Annotated in this window: 21 protein-coding genes; 8 read left to right on the top strand and 13 right to left on the bottom strand. The window is 38.9% G+C overall.

Annotated elements, in window-relative coordinates; translation table 11 throughout:
* Nucleotides 1-52: 52 nt before the first annotated feature.
* The gene (locus MHB65_RS07650; protein ID WP_342442995.1) at nucleotides 53-781 is read right to left on the bottom strand and encodes a sulfite exporter TauE/SafE family protein; all 729 of its coding nucleotides are present in this window, start codon (nucleotides 779-781) and stop codon (nucleotides 53-55) included.
* A 14-nt stretch (nucleotides 782-795) separates the two neighbouring features.
* Nucleotides 796-1,995: an MFS transporter gene (locus tag MHB65_RS07645; RefSeq protein ID WP_205442328.1), complete on the bottom strand. Its 1,200-nt coding sequence runs from the start codon at nucleotides 1,993-1,995 to the stop codon at nucleotides 796-798.
* 299 nt (nucleotides 1,996-2,294) lie between these two features.
* Between MHB65_RS07645 and MHB65_RS07640 the strand changes: the two genes are divergently transcribed.
* On the top strand, nucleotides 2,295-3,119 hold the full coding sequence (locus tag MHB65_RS07640) for a methyl-accepting chemotaxis protein (RefSeq protein WP_205442327.1): 825 nt from the start codon (nucleotides 2,295-2,297) through the stop codon (nucleotides 3,117-3,119).
* Nucleotides 3,120-3,135: 16 nt separating this feature from the next.
* A complete protein-coding gene (locus tag MHB65_RS07635; protein WP_342442994.1) occupies nucleotides 3,136-3,681 on the top strand; it encodes a GNAT family protein in 546 nt (181 codons plus the stop codon).
* A 41-nt stretch (nucleotides 3,682-3,722) separates the two neighbouring features.
* On the opposite strand, the gene MHB65_RS07630 is transcribed toward MHB65_RS07635, so the two are convergent.
* Together MHB65_RS07630 and MHB65_RS07625 are read right to left on the bottom strand one after the other, a co-directional pair.
* Nucleotides 3,723-5,267 carry a flotillin family protein gene (locus tag MHB65_RS07630; RefSeq protein WP_205442325.1) on the bottom strand — a complete coding sequence of 515 codons (1,545 nt, stop codon included), beginning with the start codon at nucleotides 5,265-5,267 and terminating at the stop codon, nucleotides 3,723-3,725.
* Between the two features lie 15 nt (nucleotides 5,268-5,282).
* Entirely contained in the window at nucleotides 5,283-5,813 is a 531-nt protein-coding gene (locus tag MHB65_RS07625) for a hypothetical protein (RefSeq protein WP_004232545.1), read from the bottom strand.
* A 154-nt stretch (nucleotides 5,814-5,967) separates the two neighbouring features.
* Here MHB65_RS07625 and MHB65_RS07620 point away from each other — a divergent pair, with 154 nt between their 5' ends.
* Nucleotides 5,968-6,345, top strand: coding sequence for a hypothetical protein (locus MHB65_RS07620; RefSeq protein ID WP_342442993.1), 378 nt, complete (start codon nucleotides 5,968-5,970; stop codon nucleotides 6,343-6,345).
* Nucleotides 6,346-6,495: 150 nt separating this feature from the next.
* Here MHB65_RS07620 and MHB65_RS07615 read toward each other — a convergent pair whose 3' ends face one another.
* The 5 genes from MHB65_RS07615 to MHB65_RS07595 all read right to left on the bottom strand — a co-directional run bounded on the left by MHB65_RS07615 (nucleotide 6,496) and on the right by MHB65_RS07595 (nucleotide 10,936).
* On the bottom strand, nucleotides 6,496-7,230 hold the full coding sequence (locus MHB65_RS07615; RefSeq protein ID WP_342442992.1) for a hypothetical protein: 735 nt from the start codon (nucleotides 7,228-7,230) through the stop codon (nucleotides 6,496-6,498).
* A gap of 171 nt (nucleotides 7,231-7,401) precedes the next feature.
* Nucleotides 7,402-8,208 (bottom strand): phosphonate ABC transporter, permease protein PhnE, encoded by an 807-nt coding sequence (gene phnE / locus MHB65_RS07610; protein ID WP_342442991.1) that lies wholly within the window; start codon nucleotides 8,206-8,208, stop codon nucleotides 7,402-7,404.
* Nucleotides 8,209-8,218: 10 nt separating this feature from the next.
* Complete coding sequence (phnE, locus tag MHB65_RS07605; RefSeq protein ID WP_342442990.1) at nucleotides 8,219-9,034, bottom strand: phosphonate ABC transporter, permease protein PhnE; 816 nt, start codon at nucleotides 9,032-9,034, stop codon at nucleotides 8,219-8,221.
* Nucleotides 8,991-9,794 carry a phosphonate ABC transporter ATP-binding protein gene (gene phnC / locus MHB65_RS07600; protein ID WP_342442989.1) on the bottom strand — a complete coding sequence of 268 codons (804 nt, stop codon included), beginning with the start codon at nucleotides 9,792-9,794 and terminating at the stop codon, nucleotides 8,991-8,993. Before phnC ends, phnE (MHB65_RS07605) begins: the two co-directional genes overlap by 44 nt.
* A 101-nt stretch (nucleotides 9,795-9,895) precedes the next feature.
* Nucleotides 9,896-10,936: a PhnD/SsuA/transferrin family substrate-binding protein gene (locus MHB65_RS07595; RefSeq protein ID WP_342443709.1), complete on the bottom strand. Its 1,041-nt coding sequence runs from the start codon at nucleotides 10,934-10,936 to the stop codon at nucleotides 9,896-9,898.
* A 215-nt stretch (nucleotides 10,937-11,151) separates the two neighbouring features.
* Here MHB65_RS07595 and MHB65_RS07590 point away from each other — a divergent pair, with 215 nt between their 5' ends.
* On the top strand, nucleotides 11,152-12,714 hold the full coding sequence (locus MHB65_RS07590; protein ID WP_342442988.1) for a bifunctional UDP-sugar hydrolase/5'-nucleotidase: 1,563 nt from the start codon (nucleotides 11,152-11,154) through the stop codon (nucleotides 12,712-12,714).
* Nucleotides 12,715-12,773: 59 nt separating this feature from the next.
* On the opposite strand, the gene MHB65_RS07585 is transcribed toward MHB65_RS07590, so the two are convergent.
* The 4 genes from MHB65_RS07585 to MHB65_RS07570 form a co-directional block, all read right to left on the bottom strand.
* Nucleotides 12,774-13,565, bottom strand: a complete 792-nt coding sequence (locus tag MHB65_RS07585; protein WP_342442987.1) for a GNAT family N-acetyltransferase — start codon at nucleotides 13,563-13,565, stop codon at nucleotides 12,774-12,776.
* Nucleotides 13,558-15,357, bottom strand: a complete 1,800-nt coding sequence (gene abc-f / locus MHB65_RS07580; RefSeq protein WP_342442986.1) for an ABC-F type ribosomal protection protein — start codon at nucleotides 15,355-15,357, stop codon at nucleotides 13,558-13,560. Before abc-f ends, MHB65_RS07585 begins: the two co-directional genes overlap by 8 nt.
* Nucleotides 15,358-15,461: 104 nt before the next feature.
* A complete protein-coding gene (locus MHB65_RS07575; protein ID WP_004232534.1) occupies nucleotides 15,462-15,602 on the bottom strand; it encodes an RAxF-45 family protein in 141 nt (46 codons plus the stop codon).
* Between the two features lie 171 nt (nucleotides 15,603-15,773).
* On the bottom strand, nucleotides 15,774-16,802 hold the full coding sequence (locus MHB65_RS07570) for an AbrB family transcriptional regulator (RefSeq protein WP_342442985.1): 1,029 nt from the start codon (nucleotides 16,800-16,802) through the stop codon (nucleotides 15,774-15,776).
* A gap of 205 nt (nucleotides 16,803-17,007) precedes the next feature.
* On the opposite strand from MHB65_RS07570, the gene MHB65_RS07565 reads away from it, so the two are divergent.
* From MHB65_RS07565 to MHB65_RS07550, 4 genes are read left to right on the top strand one after another with little or no spacing between them, the layout of a single operon-like run.
* Nucleotides 17,008-17,457, top strand: coding sequence for a LytTR family DNA-binding domain-containing protein (locus tag MHB65_RS07565; RefSeq protein ID WP_342442984.1), 450 nt, complete (start codon nucleotides 17,008-17,010; stop codon nucleotides 17,455-17,457).
* 1 nt (nucleotide 17,458) lies between these two features.
* Entirely contained in the window at nucleotides 17,459-17,863 is a 405-nt protein-coding gene (locus tag MHB65_RS07560) for a DUF3021 domain-containing protein (protein ID WP_342442983.1), read from the top strand.
* A 6-nt stretch (nucleotides 17,864-17,869) separates the two neighbouring features.
* A complete protein-coding gene (locus tag MHB65_RS07555; protein WP_342442982.1) occupies nucleotides 17,870-18,790 on the top strand; it encodes an ABC transporter ATP-binding protein in 921 nt (306 codons plus the stop codon).
* Nucleotides 18,790-19,665 (top strand): ABC transporter permease, encoded by an 876-nt coding sequence (locus MHB65_RS07550; RefSeq protein WP_342442981.1) that lies wholly within the window; start codon nucleotides 18,790-18,792, stop codon nucleotides 19,663-19,665. Before MHB65_RS07555 ends, MHB65_RS07550 begins: the two co-directional genes overlap by 1 nt.
* Nucleotides 19,666-19,722 lie beyond the last annotated feature (57 nt).

The raw sequence follows: 19,722 nt of genomic DNA, 5'->3' as shown, positions 1-19,722 counted from the left end.
CAATAAAGAAGTATGGAAAATGAATTATCTTTTCCATACTTCTTTTTCTTTTTTATAGCATTGTCCATATCGTTTGGATCAATAAAATGAAACCTGCTGCTATTAAGAGAACATAAATTAATATTCTAAACAGCTTTTGATTTAATCTAGTAAATAACATCTGTCCAAAAATAAGTCCTAAGAAAACAATGGGCAAGGCATACATACTATAAACCCAAACCATTTTACTTGTGCCCTCAAAAATGACTTGAGAAAGTAAGCTAATAAGATAGATAAAAATATAGTAGGCTAGTGAAACTGCTCTAATGGTTTCTTTATTTCTATGTGTGCTCGCAAAATAGAGTAACAGTGGTGGTCCCGCCATCCCAATACTGGTTGTGAATATACCTGATATAAAACCAACGCCATAATCCCTACTCCTTGTTTGTTGAATAGAGAGATTTTTAATCAAGAGAATGGTAAGCCCTATTAGTAGGATGGCAATGAGTAACTTGAATGTCGTCACATCGACTAAGGCAAAGAGTAGGCTACCAAAAGGAGCCCCCACAACACTACCGATCATCACCTTCTTAAGCAACGCTACATCAATATCCTGCCTCACCTTCCATATAAGAGAAAATGAAATAACAAGGGACAGTATTATATTTATTTGCATCGCCTCTTGTGGTGAAAAAAGCAACAGTAAAAAAGGCGTGGCCATAACGGAAAAACCAAATCCCGTACTGGTTTGTAAAATAGAAGCTGCTAGGATAATGAAAAAATATAAAAATAATTCCTGCAAAATGACACCTCACATCATGTTGTGATACGTTGTCTAACAATGAATCTCTTTAATAAGAATGATAGTACACAAGCAATGAATAAAAACAGCGCAATCATCGCTATAACACCTATCCAACCATATTTCATCCAAAAAACGCCACCTATTGTTCCTCCAACACTCGAACCAAAATAATAGAAAAACAAGTAGAGTGAGGATGCTTGTGCTTTATCGTGTGATGCCCGTTTGCTTACCCAACCACTTGCGATTGAATGAGCTGCAAAAAAGCCAAAGGTGAAAATTGTTATCCCTATAATCTTTAAAGTAAGGAGTCCATTGAGTGTCACTAAGGCTCCTGCAAACATAATGGCAATGGCCAGCAAAAGCATTTGTTGTCGTCCATAACGATCAGCTAAACTACCAAACCATGCTGAGCTAAATGTCCCGACTAAGTAAATGACAAATATCCAACCTACAATTGTTGCACTTAAATTATAGGGAGGCGCCATTAATTTAAAGCCAATATAATTATAAAGTGTGACAAAGCTTCCCATTAATAGAAACCCCATCCCATAAAGACACAGCATAGAAGGATCTCTTAAATGTTGCAGTAGGGTTTTGGTCAATGCTTTTAATTGTAAAGGTCGTGCGCTAAAATGTTTGGAGCTTGGTAACATCCAGACAAACAATATACTAACAAAGAGGCTAATTCCTCCAAGCACCATCATGCCTGTATGCCAGTTATAATGGTCCGTTAATGTACCAATAATAACTCGTCCACTTAGCCCCCCTACTGAATTACCGCTAATATATAAGCCCATGGCAACCCCTAAGCTTGATGGTTCCATTTCTTCTCCTAAATAAGCCATGGCGATTGCAGGCAAACCAGCAAAAACGATACCTTGTACAACACGCAAAACTAAAATTGTTTCAAAATTAGGTGAAAATGCAAGTGCCAAGGTCAGAATAGAAGCTGCAAAAATAGAAATCGTCATCAATGATTTTCTTCCCCATGCTTCTGATAACGAACTGACAATGATTAAACTCACTGCTAACGCAAAGGTAGTTACTGAAAGAGATAAACTTGCTACAGCTGGTGAGACGTGAAATACTTCTGAAAATGTCGGTAGTAATGGCTGCGTTACATATAGGTTAGCAAAAGTAATAAAGCCTGCTAAAAATAAGGCCCAATTTGCTTTATGAAACGCCCTCGTACCCTTTTGTATATAGTCCATGAAACGCTCTCCTTCACTTCTTCCACATGCTACTATTATTCTAATACAATATTTCGTAAAACACACGTCTCTCTTGTCAAAAATTAGACAAAAACGTTTTCATTTTTCACTATGAATAGCAAATTATAATTGACAAATAAAAACATCCCAACTTTATTTAATCGTCCTTTAATAAAAAATAAATAGTTATTTTGACTTGGCAAATATTGTGCTACAGTAAATATAATCATCTAGAACCATTGTCACAATGAAGACAGATGACACAACCATTTTCATTGACTAGACTTGGAGGAATTTTTATGAAAATTATTGAAGCTTTAGCCCTTGCAACACCTTATATTCATCTAGCATTAAAGCAAGAAGCCATTGTAGCTGTTGTCGAAAAGGAAAGTGAAACAGTCGTTAAATATTTAGCAGGTAAACGTGTGGATTCAGGCTATCATGATGGACAAAAAGTGAATGCCAATGACCAAAATGTTTTCATCGCCTTTAATGGACAAAATGCAGATGTGGTGATACCAGAGGATGTTTACGGCGTAGCAATCAATGCTTTTTCATTCCCCATTCGTGAAAATGGTCAAGTAGTAGGTGCATTAGCTTTTGGCTTACCAATAGATAATGAACTCAAGCTTGAAGATTATATGGGTACGATGGATAAGATCGTCAACAGTCTACAGGATAAAGTACATACAATTGCTTCCCATTCTGAGGAATTAGCGGCCACTAGTGAGGAAATTAATAAGCAAGCACAACATGCTCTAGAGGATTCTGAAAAAACAAATGCCGTGACAGATTTAATTAAAAGCATTTCTCGTCAAACTAATTTACTAGGTTTAAATGCATCCATCGAGGCTGCTCGCGCTGGACAGCATGGTGCTGGCTTTAATATTGTGGCGCAGGAAGTTCGAAAACTGTCCTTCGAGACATCTAGTGCTACTGAAAATATAGAGTCGTCCTTACGGAATATTAATAGAAATCTAGATAATTTAAAGCAAAATATGGGACAAATCAATGATGCAACGAATGAGCAAGCACAGCTCGTACAGGATTTCAGCGAAATTATTGAAGAGTTAACCGTACTTAGCCGAGAAATGAAAGGCTTTATGCACAATGCATTAAAATAAAAATGAGGTGAACAATATGCAAATAACCATTAACCAAGATTTAGCTTTACGGATGATCACACCTGAGGATGCAGAGAAGGTTTTTGCATTAACGGATGCCTCAAGGGAATACCTGAAAGAATGGCTACCATGGCTAGATTTCACGAGGGAACTGGCGGATACGAAAGCCTATATTGAAGGCTGTATCAAGGGGCATAAAGCGAACAGTAGCCTCTCTCTGGTCATTCTCTTTAATAATGAAATTGTTGGCATTGCAGGCTTTAATACGATTAACCCTAGCAATAAAATCGGCACTATTGGCTATTGGCTGAGTGAAGGAGCACAAGGGCATGGCATCATGACCAAAACGGTAAAAGCTTTATTGCAATATGCCTTTGAAACATTGAAGCTTCATAAAGTAGAAATTCGTGTTGCTGAAGCCAATCACAAAAGCCGTGCAATTCCAGAGCGCCTCGGTTTCATTCAAGAAGGAACCATTCGCGCTGCTGAATGGCTCTACGATCATTATGTAGATCACGTTATTTATGGCTTGCTTGTAAATGAATGGCAGCAACAACAATAAAAAATAGCGACCTGATGAGACGATTCATCAGGTCGCTTTTATTAGGATTGCTCTACCGCTTCTTTCGTTTCTTCAGGTGCTTGCTTTTTTTCAAGCCCTAAAGCAATTTGCTCTAATTCTGGACGCAATGTATGCTTTCCAGCATAGCTTTCGATCAGCTCTTTTACATCAATACCCGAAGTTTCTTTTAATGTTTCTTGTAGTGTAGACATTAAATTGGTTGCATACGACGTCACCTTATTGGCGCCACTGCCTTCCCCACCACCAGTATCGACCACAGTAATCTTATCGATATTGCCAAGTGGGCTTGCAAGCTCTTTTGCATACTCTGGCATCATGCGCACAACCATATCCAGCACAGCTGCTTGACCATAGTATTCAAAGGCTTCGGCAATCTTGCGTTTAGCTTCCGCTTCCGCCAGACCTCGTAGGCGAATAATATCTGCCTCTGTCTCCCCTTGTGCTCGCTCTGCATCTGCTTTAGCAAGACCATCCAAACGAATTTTCTCTGCTTCTGCTTTTGCTAAGGATTCAATACGATATTTCTCCGCATCAGCCTGAGCAAGCTCGCGCATTTTTTCTGCAGCAGCATTTTGCTCCACCGCATAACGATCAGCGTCAGCCTTTTTCTTCACTTCAGAGTCATATTGTTTCTCACGACGTAAAATCTCTTTTTCTTCTAATTCAATTTGCTTTTGACGCTCGATAATGCGAATTTGCATTTCTTGCTCCGTCACTTCTTGCTTTGCACGAGCAGTTTCAAGTTCATAGGCTTGGTCAGCGCGCGCTTTGGCAATATCCTGCTCACGACGGAATTCAGCTACTTTTAATTGGTTTTCTTTTTCCGCTTCCGCAATTTCTGTCGCACGCTCTAGTTCTGCCTTTTGTGCTTCTTTAGACGCTTCTGCACGTTTAATACGTGTTTCTTTTTCTGCATCTGCCGTCGCAATATCAGCATCTCGTTTTACCTGTGCGATTCTCGGTTTCCCTAGTGAGTCTAAATAGCCATTTTTATCTCGTACATCCTTGATCGTGAAGGATACAATGACAAGACCCATCTTCGCTAAATCTTGTGAAGCAACACGTTGAACTTCCTGTGAGAATTTATCACGGTTTTTATAAATTTCTTCAACCGTCATGGAGCCTAAAATCGAACGTAAATGACCTTCTAACACTTCACGTGCTTCCGCTTCACGCTCCGCTTTTTGCTTTCCTAAAAACTGCTCTGCTGCCGTCGCAATTTCAGAAATAGAACCACCAATTTTAATAATGGCCGTACCATCCGCCATAACAGGTACACCTTGCTCTGTATACACCTCAGGCGTTGTCACTTCTAGTTTACTAGAAAGTAAGCTTAACGGTTGTGCTTGCTGGAAAATAGGGAATACAAATGTACCGCCCCCACGAATGATTTTAATGCGATTCCCCGACTCATCCTTATGTACATTTTTAGAGCCGAGATAGCTACCTGTCACAATCAGTGCTTCATCAGGACCCGCAGTACGATATTTTGTCACATATAAGCCTACTAGGGCAATTAATACAAATGCTACAATTCCTAAAACAATTAAAATATCGGTTGACATAGACATATCTCTCCTTTAAACAAATTTTTTCTCATACGTTCTGACAAAAAGTGTTCCGTCCTTCACATCCACCACAAGCACGGTTTCATCATAGTCAATGGCTTCATTATCATAGCCCGTTGCCCGTTTCGAAATCATGCCACTTGTCGTTTCGATGACAACCTCTCCAAAACCATCAACTGGAATTGGCACAATAACTCTTCCTAATTGCCCACCAAGCGATTCCTCTGTGTAAGCTAATGAGACATCAGCGGAACGTAGCGGAACGAGGACAAATAAATAAAAGATGGAACTTAAAATAGCGCCGATAATACATGCAGCAATGATGTTCCAAACGCTAGAGAACCAGGCTAGTTTTTCTAAAATAAATCCTGCTGCTGACATCAACGTAATGAAAGATAGAATGACACTCGGATTAAAAATGGGCAGTCCTTCCCCAATACCTTCGACTGCATCACCAAAAAACATAACCAATACTGTGGCAAGGCCGGCGAAAATTAAAACCACCAAAAAGATCTGCTCGAGTGAATAGCCAAATAGCGTCAAGTTGCTCACCCCTTTTCATCATATTACCTACTATACGGATGTACCTCAGGAAAAGTTTCAAAATTTTTCAAACTCTTCTTTAAAGTATTATTTTTTGCTTTCATTAGAACCATGTTACAATAGAAAAGTATTCTGACAACTAAGGAGATATGGCATGAAGCTTTCAACAGTCTTAAATTTTGTTATTCTAGTATTTTTTACGTTATTATTCGTTAACGATTTCTTCCCTGATACAGCTATTGCTGCGATGCTGACTAAAAAAATAATATTGCTTATATTAGTTGTACTTGTCATCATTCAACTAGCCTTCGACAAGGGTAGATATAAAAAATTATCAAAAAAGGCTTATATCGGATTAACATTGTATACAGTCGGGTTATGGATTGTTTTAACATTACTTGGCGGTCAGTCACAGATTGGCTTATCGTTCACAAGTCCTCTATTCTATATCATTGTTGTACTGCTTGGATTGGATTTACTGCGTCTTTCACGCCAAACTAAACGGGAACAAACAGAGGAGAAAGCGAAGTAAAACACAGCTATCCGTCAATCTTACGGGGCTATCCACCACTTTTGCACTTTTAACCGCTACATCTACTGTACTATCCGTCACTTTTGTCCCTCTATCCGACGCCAACATAAAAAGCATGTCTCTGATCATTTTGACAGAGACATGCTTTTCTTATGATTCTAATACATTTAAAATGGCATCCAGTTCATTGACAGCTAAATCTAGGCGTTCTTTTGCTTCGATATTTTGCTGTTTTAAGTGACTAAACTCTAGTAAATTTTTCTCATGCTTTAATTTGATAGAAGATAAACGTTCGATTCGTGCTTCTACTTTTTCTATTGCTTGCTCACAGACTGTTGTCCAAAGCTTTTCTGATTGTTGCATTTCCGTAGTTGATGGGTTGTGTTGACGCATAATTCTGGCATAGACCATTTCAATTTGTTCAATTAATTCCGAATAAAAATGGCGTTCGACGCGTGTTGTTTGGAATGTTGGGTGCTCTACCTCTTTTGCGTATGGCGTAATTTGACGAAGCAGCTTGCCAGCATTTTCTCCAAAAGCATGGGATAAATTCAAGACATTCATTAATTGCAATAATAAGCGTATTTCTTCTAGATTAATAAGTTGTGAATCGATGCTTTCTTTTAACTTTAATGACTCCATATAGCGTCGATCAAAAAGTTCAATTTCGCCGTTGCGTTGCTCTACTAAATGTACACTTGCATTGTCTTTTAAGCTTTTAATATAGCGTATGGCATGGTTTTTCAGCTCTTCTTTTGACAGCAAGTTAACATCGTCTTGTTGTGGTTTTCCTCGTTGAACATACGCAAATGCATCCATTTTTTTGGGCCATTGTGCTGCTTGGGTTTCTTCTGAGACATTATAGCGTATATAAATTCCGTGCATTTCATATCCTCCAAGTCCATTAAACAAGTATCTCTAAAGACAATAAATCGAATACGGCATTTTTTCAAGTAAAAAACTTATATAATTGAAAATCCTCTTTCTTAACAATAAAACAAAAATCCCGAATAGTCGATACTATTCAGGATTTTACTAGTTTTCATTAATTCGTACTTACCCTTTGACAAGCTTCATTCGCAAGCGATTCGAAACATACTCCACGATTAAAATAAGTAGCACAAGCCCCAATAATATAGATCCTACCTCAGACCATTTATAGGCATTCATCGCAAAAATTAATGGTGCACCGATTCCACCTGCTCCAACTAAGCCGAGTATGGTTGCATCTCGCAAATTCATATCAAAGCGATAGATCACGATGGATAAAAACAACGCTGTTAGCTGTGGCCAAATGCCATAACGTATTTTCTCCATTAATGTACAACCGATTGCTTCCATCGACTCTAATATACTTTTATCTAAATCCTCAATTACATCAACATAGAGCTTGGACAGCATCCCTATGGAGGTTAATGACATGGTTAGGACACCAGCAAATGGCCCCGGACCAGTGACTCTGATGAACATGAGACCATAGACAATGGCAGGGATCGTACGAATGATGATTAACAGCAATCGTACGATAAAAGCAATAGGCTTCGGCACAATATTAGAAGCCGACAAAAAGGCTAAGGGAATGGATAGTAATGCACCAACAATTGTACCAAGAAACGCAATAGCCATTGTTTCGATTAATAAATAAGGGATGCCTGCCGTTGTCCAATTGATGATTAATGACCAATCGGGATTCAGCAGCCCTACGAATATATTTTTAGCAATTTTTGTGCCATTTACCGATACATTCTCAAAATGAATGGTTGTTACAGACCAAATAAATAACAGACATACAATGCCAATTGTCATGATGTATGACATGCGTCGATTTGGTTCTAACTGTAATTGTTTTTCGATAGCATTCATAACATCACCTCTACATTAATTTTTTGCGGAAATATTCACTCGTTGTCTCAATGAGAAAAACGGTACAAACAAGCATCAACAAAATCATGCCCACATTTTCATAGCTTCTCCACCCTAGGCTTTCATTGAGCAGCAAACCTATCCCCCCTGCACCGACATACCCTAAAATGGATGCGTAACGAACGTTCCCTTCAAAGCAAAATAAGGAGGTCGACAAGTAGTTAGGAAGAATTTGTGGCAAGATGGCATAACGAAATGCTTGCATGGTCGTTAATCCCATCGACTGCATGGCCTCATAGGCTTCCATATTAGCGTTTTCTATTTGCTCATATAATAGCTTGCCAACATAGGCAATGGTAAATAAGAAAATGGCTACAGTGCCTGCCATCGTGCCAAGCCCAAAAATAAATGTCGCAATTAGAGCAATAATCAAGGTTGGTAAAGTTCGAAGCAAGCTTAAAATAAACTTGCACATCATCGCCAATCCTTTCTGCTGTGTTATATTGGTCGCAGCAAGTATAGCGATTGGTAAGGCACATAGAGCCCCTGCAATCGAACCAAATAATGACATTTTAATCGTATCAAAGAGGGGCTGCCATAGCTTTGATAAATAGCCCCAATTTGGCGGAATCATCTGTTGTAGGATGACAAAAAACTGTTGTATTCGGTTAACTAAAATATCTAGGCTAAAGCCCGTAATTCGAATAGCAAGTACGGTTAGAATGAATAGAATAAGCCACACGCCCGGTATGAACGAACGTTTCTCCAGTACTTCTTTGCCATTAGGCAATACTATTTTTTTCGGTGATAGCAGCTTCCATTGCATACTTCGTTACGCCTCTCTCTTGATTGGTATTGTGATAGATGAAGGCAAGCGTTTCCTCGTTGATTTCATCTGCTTGCCCATCAAAGACAATTTCACCACTACGCACGCCTATAACACGTGTTGCGTAAGCTAATGCTAGCTCTACATGATGAATGTTAATTAAAATGGTCATGTTTAGCTCTTGATTAATGCGTTTAAAATCCTCCATCACTTGTTTTGCTGTTACGGGGTCAAGGGATGCAACCGGCTCGTCAGCTAAAATAATTTGAGGATTTTGAGCAAGTGTACGCGCTAAGGCAACGCGCTGTTGTTGTCCGCCTGATAACTGATCGACACGAACATAAGCCTTATCCAAAATACCTACCTGATCGAGAGCCATTAACGCTCTACGCTTCTCTTCTTTCGTAAATATACCTAAAATTTTTCGCCAAACAGGCATATTTGGTACAAAGGAAACAAGGACATTTTTCAAGACTGATACACGCGTAACAAGATTAAAAGATTGAAAAATCATGCCGATATTACGGCGTAGCTGGCGAATGCTCTTGCCCTTTAGTTGATGCACGTTCACATGATTGACATGCAAGGTTCCCCCAGTAATATCGTGCATTTTATTAATACAACGTAGCAGTGTTGATTTCCCTGCACCCGATAAGCCGATGATGGCGACAAATTCACCTTGCTCAATTTGAAGATTAATTTGATTTAAGGCAAGTAAGCCATTCGGATAACGTTTTTCTACCCTTTTAAATTCAATCATTGTACCGCTCCATTTCTACAAGAATCTCACAGAATGAAAGAAGAATCTGCTTTCTGCGGGGTATCCGCAAGTCACAGATTCTTCACCACCATAACGGACTATTAGTTCGAACCTAAATTTTGCACTAATTCTTGTGCCTTACGCTCATTGTCATAATCACGATCCTTTGCTGCCTGATAGCCTTCATGACTATAGATTGCAATCACTTCTTTCCCTTTGTCCGTGTTGCCAATATTGATGAATGCCTGTTGAACGGCCTTTTTCAAGTCTTCCGTCATAACCTTCGAGTTTTTACTCACGCTAATCGTATCGTTATAAATGGCTGGCATTACCCCGAGTAAATCTGTCTCCTCCCAAATAGAAGCAGAGCGGCCGAATTCGCCTTGCCAGCTTTCCTCATAATCACGACGTGCGTCTGCATATGTGACCAAAACATCCGTTTGTCTTGCCGCTAAACGTGCAAAGGCACTACCATAGGAATCTGCCTGGACAACCTTCGCTAAATCAGGAATCGTCTTTTCGAAATTCTCGTGTAACCATAGTGTTGGGTAAATATAGCCTGCTGGTGAGGAAGAGGACATCACATTCCAAGTAACATCATTTAAATCTTCAAACGTTAATTTTTCACCGTTATTGACTTTTGCTGCTAATGCCTTGCCTTTCTCAGATGGACCTGCTACTAATATGGCTCTATACGAAGTGGCTTGTGTTGTTGTCGGCGCAGTTGGTTTATTTTGATTCCAATCAACTGGATTATCGGAATCATTATTTAAGCCTGCACGTGTAGCGGTTAAAATGACTTCTGCACCATCATCATAAAGCACATAAGTCCCACCAGGAATTAAGCCAATATCGGTAGTACCTGCGGATAAGGCTTCCCCTACTGCTTCAAAGTTTGTACCTACCGTAATATCGATTTCCTCTACATCAAAACCTAATTTTGCTAGCTCGTCCTTCAGTAACCCCTTTAAAGGCTCCGTTGCTGTAATGATTTCATCTGGATTACGCGAAGGCACGAAGCCAATCGTTAATTTTTCTACGGATTCATTGCCACCTGCATCTGTAGATGTCTCTACCGTTTTATCAGTATTTGATGTACTCGAAGCCTCATTTCCACATGCCATCAAAAATACAGAAAGCATGCATGTTAACGTGAAAAGTAGTAATTTCTTCAAAGTGTTATCCTCCCCATTTTTGAAATGCTTCCTCAGTATAAACAGTAAATATTTTCCTAGTATTAAAAGAGAGTAAATATATGTGTCTAATTCGTAAAATAGTATTTTGATATTGTAAATACACTAATTTTCTAGCTATAACTTTATATACTATGGGTATACTAATGATCGGAGGATCACATATGACAGTAAAAACCTTACAAATACTTGCCACTAGCGATATTCATGGCTATATAATGCCCACTACTTTCCGAAACGACTATCATGAAGCACTGGGCTTAGCAAAGCTCGCAACCATCATTGAAGAAAAAAGACTTGAAATGCCTACCCTTTTAATTGATAATGGTGATTTTATTCAGGGAAGTCCCATGACTTTTTACCATCAGAAATTTCAAGCTCAGGAACTCAATCCATTGATTCAGGTCGCCAATGAGCTTCAATACGATGCCATGGTATTCGGTAATCATGAATTTAATTATGGTCAACAGACATTACAATCCGTTATAAGCCAATCGAATTTCCCATGGCTGGGAGCGAATATTGTTACGGAGGATGGCAAACCTTTTACGAAGCCTTATATAATAAAAGAAATAGAGGACGTTCGACTAGCTATTTTGGGTGTGACAACACATTTTGTGAAAAAATGGGAGGAACCCCTACATATCCAGGGACTTCACTTTGAGGATGCCTTTTCAAGTGCTAGCTACTGGGCAAAATGGATTCGTGCGAATGAACAAATTGACGTGCTTATTCTTTGCTATCATGGGGGCTTTGAACGAAATCTTGAAACGGGAGAATTACTCGAAGCAGAAGATGGTGAAAATCAAGGATACCGCATGTGCGCAGAAATTGAAGAAGTAGACATTATCATTTCTGGTCACCAACATCGAGAGATTAGCACAAAGATCAATGGGAAATCTATTGTTCAGCCTGGTTCTAAAGGGACTTGCATTGCAATGATTGAACTAGAGGTTGTAATGGATGAGCAACATACGATTCAATCCATTGCTCATACACCTGCACTTATTTATAGCTCGGAAAACACGATACCTCAAAAATCCGTTTGCCAGATCATCTCTCCTACATTTGAAAAAACCGAAGCTTGGTTAGATGAAACGATTGGCGTGATTGAAGGAGATTTGCAAATCGAAAATCCTTTTCTGGCGCGTATTCAAGAACATCCTTATATAGAATTTATTAATCGCATTCAAATGGCGGTGTCTGGGGCTTCAATTTCTTGTACGGCTCTTTTTCATAATGAACGAGGTGGCTTAAAGCAAGCTGTCACCATGCGTGATATTGTTACAAACTACATTTATGCCAATACTTTAAAGGTACTTCGATTAACTGGACAGGACATCTTACAGGCCCTTGAACAATCGGCTAGCTATTTTACAGTCGAGGGAGGACAGCTAAAAGTCGCAGAAGCTTTTCTGCATCCTAAGGCACAGCCCTATAATTATGATATGTGGGAGGGAATCGAGTACAGCTTTGACATATCCAAACCTATTGGAGAACGTGTGACGAAACTATTGTACAACGGCAAGGTTATTAATAAGGGTGAGGAATTTAATGTCGTAATGAGCAGCTATCGTGCTACAGGAGCAGGAAATTTTGACTTTTTAAGAACTCGCCCCGTTGTAAAAGAAATACAAATGGATATGACTGAATTAATTGCTGATTATATTTTAAAGCATCCCTGCATCCAAGCAACTTGTAATCAAAATTGGCAAGTACAGTTCTAAAAAATCGCCAAATTCCTTGTAAGCACTACAGGAATTTGGCGATCTTTATGTGTAGCTATTTAAGCCTGTTGGCGAATGTCTTGAATGCTCTTCCCTTCAGTAAATGCATGGATGGATGCAATGGAGCCCACCGATTGAAAATTTGCCTTTTCATAGACCTTGGCAACCTGTTCACTAATCGGTAATATCCAAAGATTGTCCAATCCCAGCTTGACTGATTGCTGTTGGATATGCTGCAACATATAGCCGATTAAACCACGTCCTCGATAGCTTTCCGTTGTTACAACACTTTCGATCCTTCCTTGATTTCCTGATATAAAAATATTTGCCGAACAGCACGCCACTCCATCTAGTCTTAATAAATAATACGTAAAATGTGGTGAATGATACGTTTGCTCAAATGCTTTTTTTATTAAAGAAGGCTCCCCAAAAGCAGCAATGCTCATTTCTACTGCTAATGCTTCCTCCATATTCACATCCGTTACACGCTCAATTTGGATGGCAGGATTAGGTGGAAGTGGCGTATATTCACCGTTCCAGCACTGAATTTCATTCACAAATTGCTCATATTGAAAGCCATAAGTCTCTAATGCCTCTATACATAAATGGTTTTCTTCAAGATTATACAAATAAATTCGTGGAATCAGAGACTTTGATTGGTAGAAATCTTTGATGTTTTGTAAAAACAGATCCGGCTGTTCAATCTTCCCCCAAATCTGTGCATGATTTGCATCATAATAGGTTGGGATAGCCTGATTGTAAAATAAGGCCCCCTCCTTCCAAACCTCCACTTCGCTAAAACTCTTCACATAATCTATATCAAGCTGCATAATGCGTTCTAAATTAAACATGCTCCGCTCCCCCTTCAAACCATCTTTCATATAAATGCTCTAATTGCAATTCAAGCTTCTGCCGTTGTTCATTAGCAAGCGATGGTGCTTGTAGTTTTATCTCTAATTTTTCAATTTGTTGTTCAATCGTTAATTCTTTTTTTGCTGGCTGCGTTTTATTCGCAGGTTGTTGTTCAATCGTTTTCTTTGCGAACTCCTGTCGTTTTTGTCTAGCCCACTCATAATCTCCCTCAAAAACCTGAATCGTTTGGTTTTCAATCCACGCCGTTTTCGAGAAAATTTTCTGTAAGAAATAACGGTCATGTGACACCCCAATAATCGTGCCTTCAAAGGATTCTAGTGTTTCTTCCAATACTTCTCTTGCTTCAATATCTAAATGGTTTGTGGGCTCATCTAAGATTAAGACATTGATATCCTCATGCATTAATTGTGCTAAACGTAAACGCATTTTCTCTCCACCACTTAAGTCCTTCACTTTTTTAAAAACATCAAAGCCATAGAACAAAAATCGTGCGAGTATATGACGGGCTTCCGCCTCTGACACGGCGACACGTTCACGAAAGGCATCAATTAATCGGATAGCAGGGTTTTGATGTTCAAATTGTTGGGAGAGGTAGCCAAATTTCACATTGCTCCCAATATGGCACACTCCCTGATTAGGAACGATTTCACCTAACATCATTTTTAATAATGTTGATTTTCCACTACCATTGCTCCCAACAATTGCTAATCTTTCTCCAAAATAAACAGCTAGATTGCTGTCCTTCAATAAAGGCTTATCAAAGCCATGATGAAGATCTTGTAAAAGCACTACCTCTTTGCCACTACGCTCAGCCATCGTTAACGCTAAATTCATTTTCTTTTTAGTGATTGGCTTCTTAACTCGCTCAATACGTGCTAATGCTTTTTCCATACTTTTTGCACGTCGATGCATCGAGGCGTTTGGTGGATTCGCCTCATTCGCCCACTGCTTTAATCGTTTTATCGTTTCTTGCATCTTTTTAATTTTCTTTTGCTGCTCTTCATAGTTTGCAAACTGTTGTTCAATTTTTGCTTCTTTTTGTGCTATAAAAGCATCATAATGGCCGTTATACGTAAAAGCCTCCCCATCCTCAATTTCGATAATCTTCTGGGCTACTTGATTCATGAATTGACGATCATGGGATACGACAATGACAATCCCCTCAAAGTTTCGCACATAATTTTCAAGCCACTCAATGGCTTGCATATCCAGATGGTTCGTTGGTTCATCTAATAACAAAATAGAGGGCTTTTTCAATAAAATTTGTCCAAGCATAACCTTTGTTTTTTCTCCACCACTTAAGCTACTAAAAGGTTGTTCCAGCAAATCTACTATACCCAGTCCATTTGCAATCATTGCCAACTGGGCATCTACTTCATAGCCCCCTGCTAGCATAAATTGCTCCTGCAGTTGACCATATTGTAAGAGTATTTTATCTGTGACAGTCGACTGCATCTCTTGCTCAAGTGCCGTCATTTTTCCCTTAATTGCATAAATATCCGCAAATGCTTCCTCTAGCACTTCTTTCACAGCATGCTGTGGGTAGTGTGGAATTTGGTGTAAGTAGCCAATCGTCGCTTCTTTACTTTTAATAATTCGACCTTTTTCAGGCACCTCTACCCCTGCTAGTAGCTGTAATAAAGTCGTTTTACCACTGCCATTCACGCCAACAATGGCCACATGCTCGCCTTTATTTACCTCTAGCTGTAAATTCTCGAATAATATATTCCCACCCATAATTTTTTGGATTTGTTCAGCTTTCATTTGCATCGTTTTTTCCTCCAATGAAACGTGCGAAAACATCTTTAGACCACAAAAAAGACTGCTCCTTAACAAGCAGTCTTTTTCTCATTTATATGTGTGAAAAAGAATGGTTAATTCGCTACGTTTGTTATTTGATTTTGCTTAAAAATGGACAGACCTATCCCGTTGTTCGCAAAATCGAAAGTAATCACACGTGCAAAATACATAGCTGTATCCACTTTTACACATGTTTTCGTAGCGTTTTTATTCATTCCTTTTCACCTCCGTTCATAATAGTTATAACTATCATAACATTATTCAGATTATTTGGAAAGGGAAAATTTAACGTTCATTTATCATTATTCAATAATTCTATACTAAAAAATTGTATGAATGATCGGAATTAGCACAAAGAAAAACATGAGAGGTTGATTCATCCCCCCTCATGTTTTCACTTTTTTCACAAATATTTTCACCACAGGCACAAGGAGAATTGAGACCACTAGTACACGAAATAGCTGAAAAGCCGTAACAATTGTGACATTGGCATGTACAGATGCGGCGATAATTCCCATTTGATCAAGACCACCAGGAACAATACTTAAAAAGCTTGTCCTAAAATCAAGGCTGTACAACGCTGTCATCACAAATGTTAAACCATAGGCTGCCCCGATAAAAATGCCTGCTGAGACAAATGCATAAAAGATATGCTTCTTCGATAAATGTAAATCCTCTTTTTTCAATAACAACCCAATATAAATCCCAAGCATGAGTTGGGCGATATGTAGTAATGATAGCGGTAATTTCGGCACTTCCACCCCTGCCATATTTATACCCATTAATAAAAACACTGGGCCAAGCATATAGCCTGTTGGAATTTTTAGCTTTTGTGCCAGCCACCCTGCGCCACCACATACAACAAGTATGCCAACAAGGTTCCATGTATACGCTCCATCAATCATAGAACTATTGCCACCTGCTCCTGACACCATTAAAGGAACAAAGCCAACGATTAAAAGAACACGAAGGATTTGAAAGAACGTGATGACCACCATATCCATGTCTTCTTGCTCCTCCGCAAATGCCACAACCTGTGACATGCCCCCAGGTACACAGCACGTTAAGGCAGTCGCAAAATCCAAATCGGTACGCTTTGCAACAAGAAAACTCACCGCAAAAAATAGCAAAATAAATAGGATGTTTAACACGACCATGCTTCCTAAAAAAAGCTTAATATCCTGTACAGCTTCTGGTGTAAAGGCATAGCCGATAGAATACCCTGCTACAACTAAACCAAAATTACGGAAAGAATGATGCCATTTTAACTGGACATTGGTTGATAGCTGCACGATGAGCACCGCTGTAATCGCTCCTAACAACCAAGGCATCGGTATATGTAAAAATTGAAAAATCACAGCACCTATTAAACCAATGCATAATGTGATGAACATATGCTTATCAAAAACAAACATGGTAGCAACCCCTTCAACTCGATAAGCCTATTATGACGTTTAAGCATCTTTTTTTCTACCGGGCCGACTTTTGAGCTGTTTGCTATCGCTTAAAAAGAACCTGTTATCCATCAAATAAAACCTCTTATCAAACAATTTATCCTTGTTAAAATTTTCTATGCTACATTAGTAATACCTGATTCAGCGTTTTAAAAGGAGGCCTCCTATGAAAATTCATTTAACCATCAATCATGAACTCGAAGAAACAGAGGTTCATATTCATGCCAAGGAATATAATGAGCAAATTGAAAGATTGATGAAGCAGCTTCAAGCATCCCAAACGACGATGCTAGATGGGTATTTTCAACAAGAAATTCATCTATTAAAAATTTCTGATATTTATTCCATTTACGCAGAGGATGCCAAAGTATTTTTGCAAACAGATGAGCAAGAGTTTGAGTCAAAGCGAAAATTATATGAGCTAGAGGCACAGCTAACCAAGGATTTTGTACGCGTGAGTAAATCTACGCTTGTCAATATCCATAAAATCGCCTCTATTCAAATGGGCAAAATCGGCACTACACAACTATTACTCGAAAATGAAGTAGCCATTCATGTCAGTCGAAAATACTTAAAAGAATTAAAGCGACATTTAGGTATTGGGAGGGATTTATAGCATGAAGTATTTACGCATGATGATTATTGGACTACTCATTTCCCTTAGTTCTTCTTACATCTTAGTCACATTAAGCGTCCTTTCAAACAATGCGGTTATGTCAGGAGCAGAATTACTGGAGGAGATTATCATTGCTACCATTCTTGGTATTGCGATTGGACTATTTTCCGCCATTTTTGATATCGAGCCAATCCCTTTTACGGTTCAGCTACTTTTACATTTAATCGCTGTCACAGCATGTGTATTAACGGCAGGCTATTTCGGGAATTGGTTTGAACATTCAGGTGTGACATATGTGCTGCTATCGGAAGCTATTATTTATCCCATTGTTTGGTATATTATATATGTTTTTCAAGTAAGGGATATTGAAAAAATGAATCGAGAAATTCAAAAGAGAAGGGATTAACCACTCATGACTTTTGCGATAAAAGTTGAAAATTTATGTAAACACTATGGCGAACAGCAAGCTGTCAAAGGCATTTCTTTTACAGTTGAACAAGGCACCCTATTCGCTTTTTTAGGTGCAAACGGTGCAGGTAAATCAACAACGATTGAAATACTTTGTACATTACTAAAAAAATCGAGCGGTCAAGTAACCATTAATGGTTTCACTCTTGATGCAAGCAATGATAATGCAGATATCCGTAAATCTATTGGAGTCGTTTTCCAGCAAAGCCTATTGGATGAGCGATTAACAGTACGCGAAAATATCCTCCATCGAGGCAAAACATATGGTTTATCGAAAACACAGCTTACTGAAAATTATCAATTTGTTTCCACCTATTTGCATTTAGAGGATATTGAAAAGAAAAAATATGGCACATTATCAGGGGGACAAAAAAGGCGAGCAGATATTGCCCGTGCACTGATTCATCGTCCTAGTATTTTATTTCTGGATGAACCTACAACCGGTTTAGATCCACAAACACGGCAATTTGTTTGGCAGGCTATCAAGCAGCTTCAGTTGGAAACCAATATGACCGTTTTTTTAACAACCCATTATATGGAGGAAGCGGCAGTCGCTCACCAAGTCACTGTCTTAAAGCAAGGAAAAATTGTCGCGCAGGGGACACCCGATGCACTGAAGACAAAATATGCCTATGATTCAATGGCTCTCGTTTTTCATCATTCGAAGGAGGGTGTAAAATTTCTTGAGGAAAATGCGATCTCCTACACAGAGAAACAAGGGATATACACCATCCGTTTAACTTCTACCTTACAGGCACTTCCCCTTTTAAAAAAAGCTGAGCCACTCATCGCTTCCTTTGAGGTCATTAAAGGATCGATGGATGATGTCTTTCTTCATATTATGGCTGAGGAGGAGGTTGCGTAATGGAAGCATTATTTAGTTTAGTTTTGCGTAATAACAAAATATTTAGGCGGGATAAAACACAGGTGTTCTTCTCCCTACTATCAGTCATCATTGTGATTGTGCTGTACGCTGTCTTTCTCCAAAAGATGCAGGTAGATGCCATTGAGCGACTAACAGAAGCTACGCCTGAATTGATCACCATGGTCAATGAATGGCTTGTAGCAGGATTACTTTCCATGATTGCTGTTTCGACTACACTTGGTGCCTATGGCATTGCTGTTAAGGATCAGGAGTCAAAAGTGCAAGCCGATTTTTTAACAGCTCCCCTTTCTCGTGCAACCATTCAGTTAAGCTATGTACTCAATGCGTTTATTATCGGCTGTATTTTTTCCTTTATCGCTCTCATTGGCTGTGAAATCTTTATTGTAGCAGCGGGTGGTAAGCTTCTAAGTTTTGGGGATTTTGTGCAAGTAATGGGCATCCTATTTTTATCTGTCTTGCTTGCGAGTGTCTTTAACTTATTTCTTTCGCTATTTGTGTCGACACAAAATGCTTTTTCAACACTCGGCACAATTGTTGGTACATTACTTGGATTTTTATGTGGTGTTTATGTTCCTCTTGGAGCTCTACCAAGCTTTGCTCAACATGTAATCATGTACTTCCCAATTAGTCATACAACACTATTATTACGCAATGCTTTTATGGAGAGCTCTATTGCAAATGTTTTTGAAGGTGTGCCTGTTTCCTATGTGGAAGATTATAAAATCAATTATGGCATTGTTTACGAGCTAAATGGACATATACTTAGCTCCTCAACAAGTCTAATTGTGATTGCTTGTACAATCGTAGTTCTTTCTCTAGCATCTATGATTCTATTTAAAAGAAAATATAAATAAATATTAACCAACATCATGACACATCGTTTAGAAAATGATGTGTTTTTTATTGCATTC

This window comes from Lysinibacillus sp. FSL K6-0075 (genome assembly GCF_038592945.1).
Classification (GTDB): domain Bacteria; phylum Bacillota; class Bacilli; order Bacillales_A; family Planococcaceae; genus Lysinibacillus; species Lysinibacillus fusiformis_F.
Note: the sequence above shows the minus strand (reverse complement) of the source record. Positions and strands in the feature narration are given on the sequence as shown.

Bases quoted from the DNA above. Each gene is read 5' to 3' on its own strand.
- MHB65_RS07640 (WP_205442327.1), top strand. From the start codon at position 2,295: ATGAAAATTATTGAAGCTTTAGCCCTTGCAACACCTTATATTCATCTA.
- MHB65_RS07555 (WP_342442982.1), top strand. From the start codon at position 17,870: ATGACTTTTGCGATAAAAGTTGAAAATTTATGTAAACACTATGGCGAA.
- MHB65_RS07590 (WP_342442988.1), top strand. From the start codon at position 11,152: ATGACAGTAAAAACCTTACAAATACTTGCCACTAGCGATATTCATGGC.
- phnE (WP_342442990.1), bottom strand. From the start codon at position 9,034: ATGCAATGGAAGCTGCTATCACCGAAAAAAATAGTATTGCCTAATGGC.
- MHB65_RS07615 (WP_342442992.1), bottom strand. From the start codon at position 7,230: ATGCACGGAATTTATATACGCTATAATGTCTCAGAAGAAACCCAAGCA.
- phnC (WP_342442989.1), bottom strand. From the start codon at position 9,794: ATGATTGAATTTAAAAGGGTAGAAAAACGTTATCCGAATGGCTTACTT.
- abc-f (WP_342442986.1), bottom strand. From the start codon at position 15,357: ATGCAAATGAAAGCTGAACAAATCCAAAAAATTATGGGTGGGAATATA.
- MHB65_RS07550 (WP_342442981.1), top strand. From the start codon at position 18,790: ATGGAAGCATTATTTAGTTTAGTTTTGCGTAATAACAAAATATTTAGG.
- MHB65_RS07585 (WP_342442987.1), bottom strand. From the start codon at position 13,565: ATGTTTAATTTAGAACGCATTATGCAGCTTGATATAGATTATGTGAAG.
- MHB65_RS07570 (WP_342442985.1), bottom strand. From the start codon at position 16,802: ATGTTTGTTTTTGATAAGCATATGTTCATCACATTATGCATTGGTTTA.
- MHB65_RS07620 (WP_342442993.1), top strand. From the start codon at position 5,968: ATGAAGCTTTCAACAGTCTTAAATTTTGTTATTCTAGTATTTTTTACG.
- MHB65_RS07560 (WP_342442983.1), top strand. From the start codon at position 17,459: ATGAAGTATTTACGCATGATGATTATTGGACTACTCATTTCCCTTAGT.
- MHB65_RS07595 (WP_342443709.1), bottom strand. From the start codon at position 10,936: ATGCTTTCTGTATTTTTGATGGCATGTGGAAATGAGGCTTCGAGTACA.
- phnE (WP_342442991.1), bottom strand. From the start codon at position 8,208: ATGAATGCTATCGAAAAACAATTACAGTTAGAACCAAATCGACGCATG.
- MHB65_RS07575 (WP_004232534.1), bottom strand. From the start codon at position 15,602: ATGAATAAAAACGCTACGAAAACATGTGTAAAAGTGGATACAGCTATG.
- MHB65_RS07635 (WP_342442994.1), top strand. From the start codon at position 3,136: ATGCAAATAACCATTAACCAAGATTTAGCTTTACGGATGATCACACCT.
- MHB65_RS07630 (WP_205442325.1), bottom strand. From the start codon at position 5,267: ATGTCAACCGATATTTTAATTGTTTTAGGAATTGTAGCATTTGTATTA.
- MHB65_RS07645 (WP_205442328.1), bottom strand. From the start codon at position 1,995: ATGGACTATATACAAAAGGGTACGAGGGCGTTTCATAAAGCAAATTGG.
- MHB65_RS07565 (WP_342442984.1), top strand. From the start codon at position 17,008: ATGAAAATTCATTTAACCATCAATCATGAACTCGAAGAAACAGAGGTT.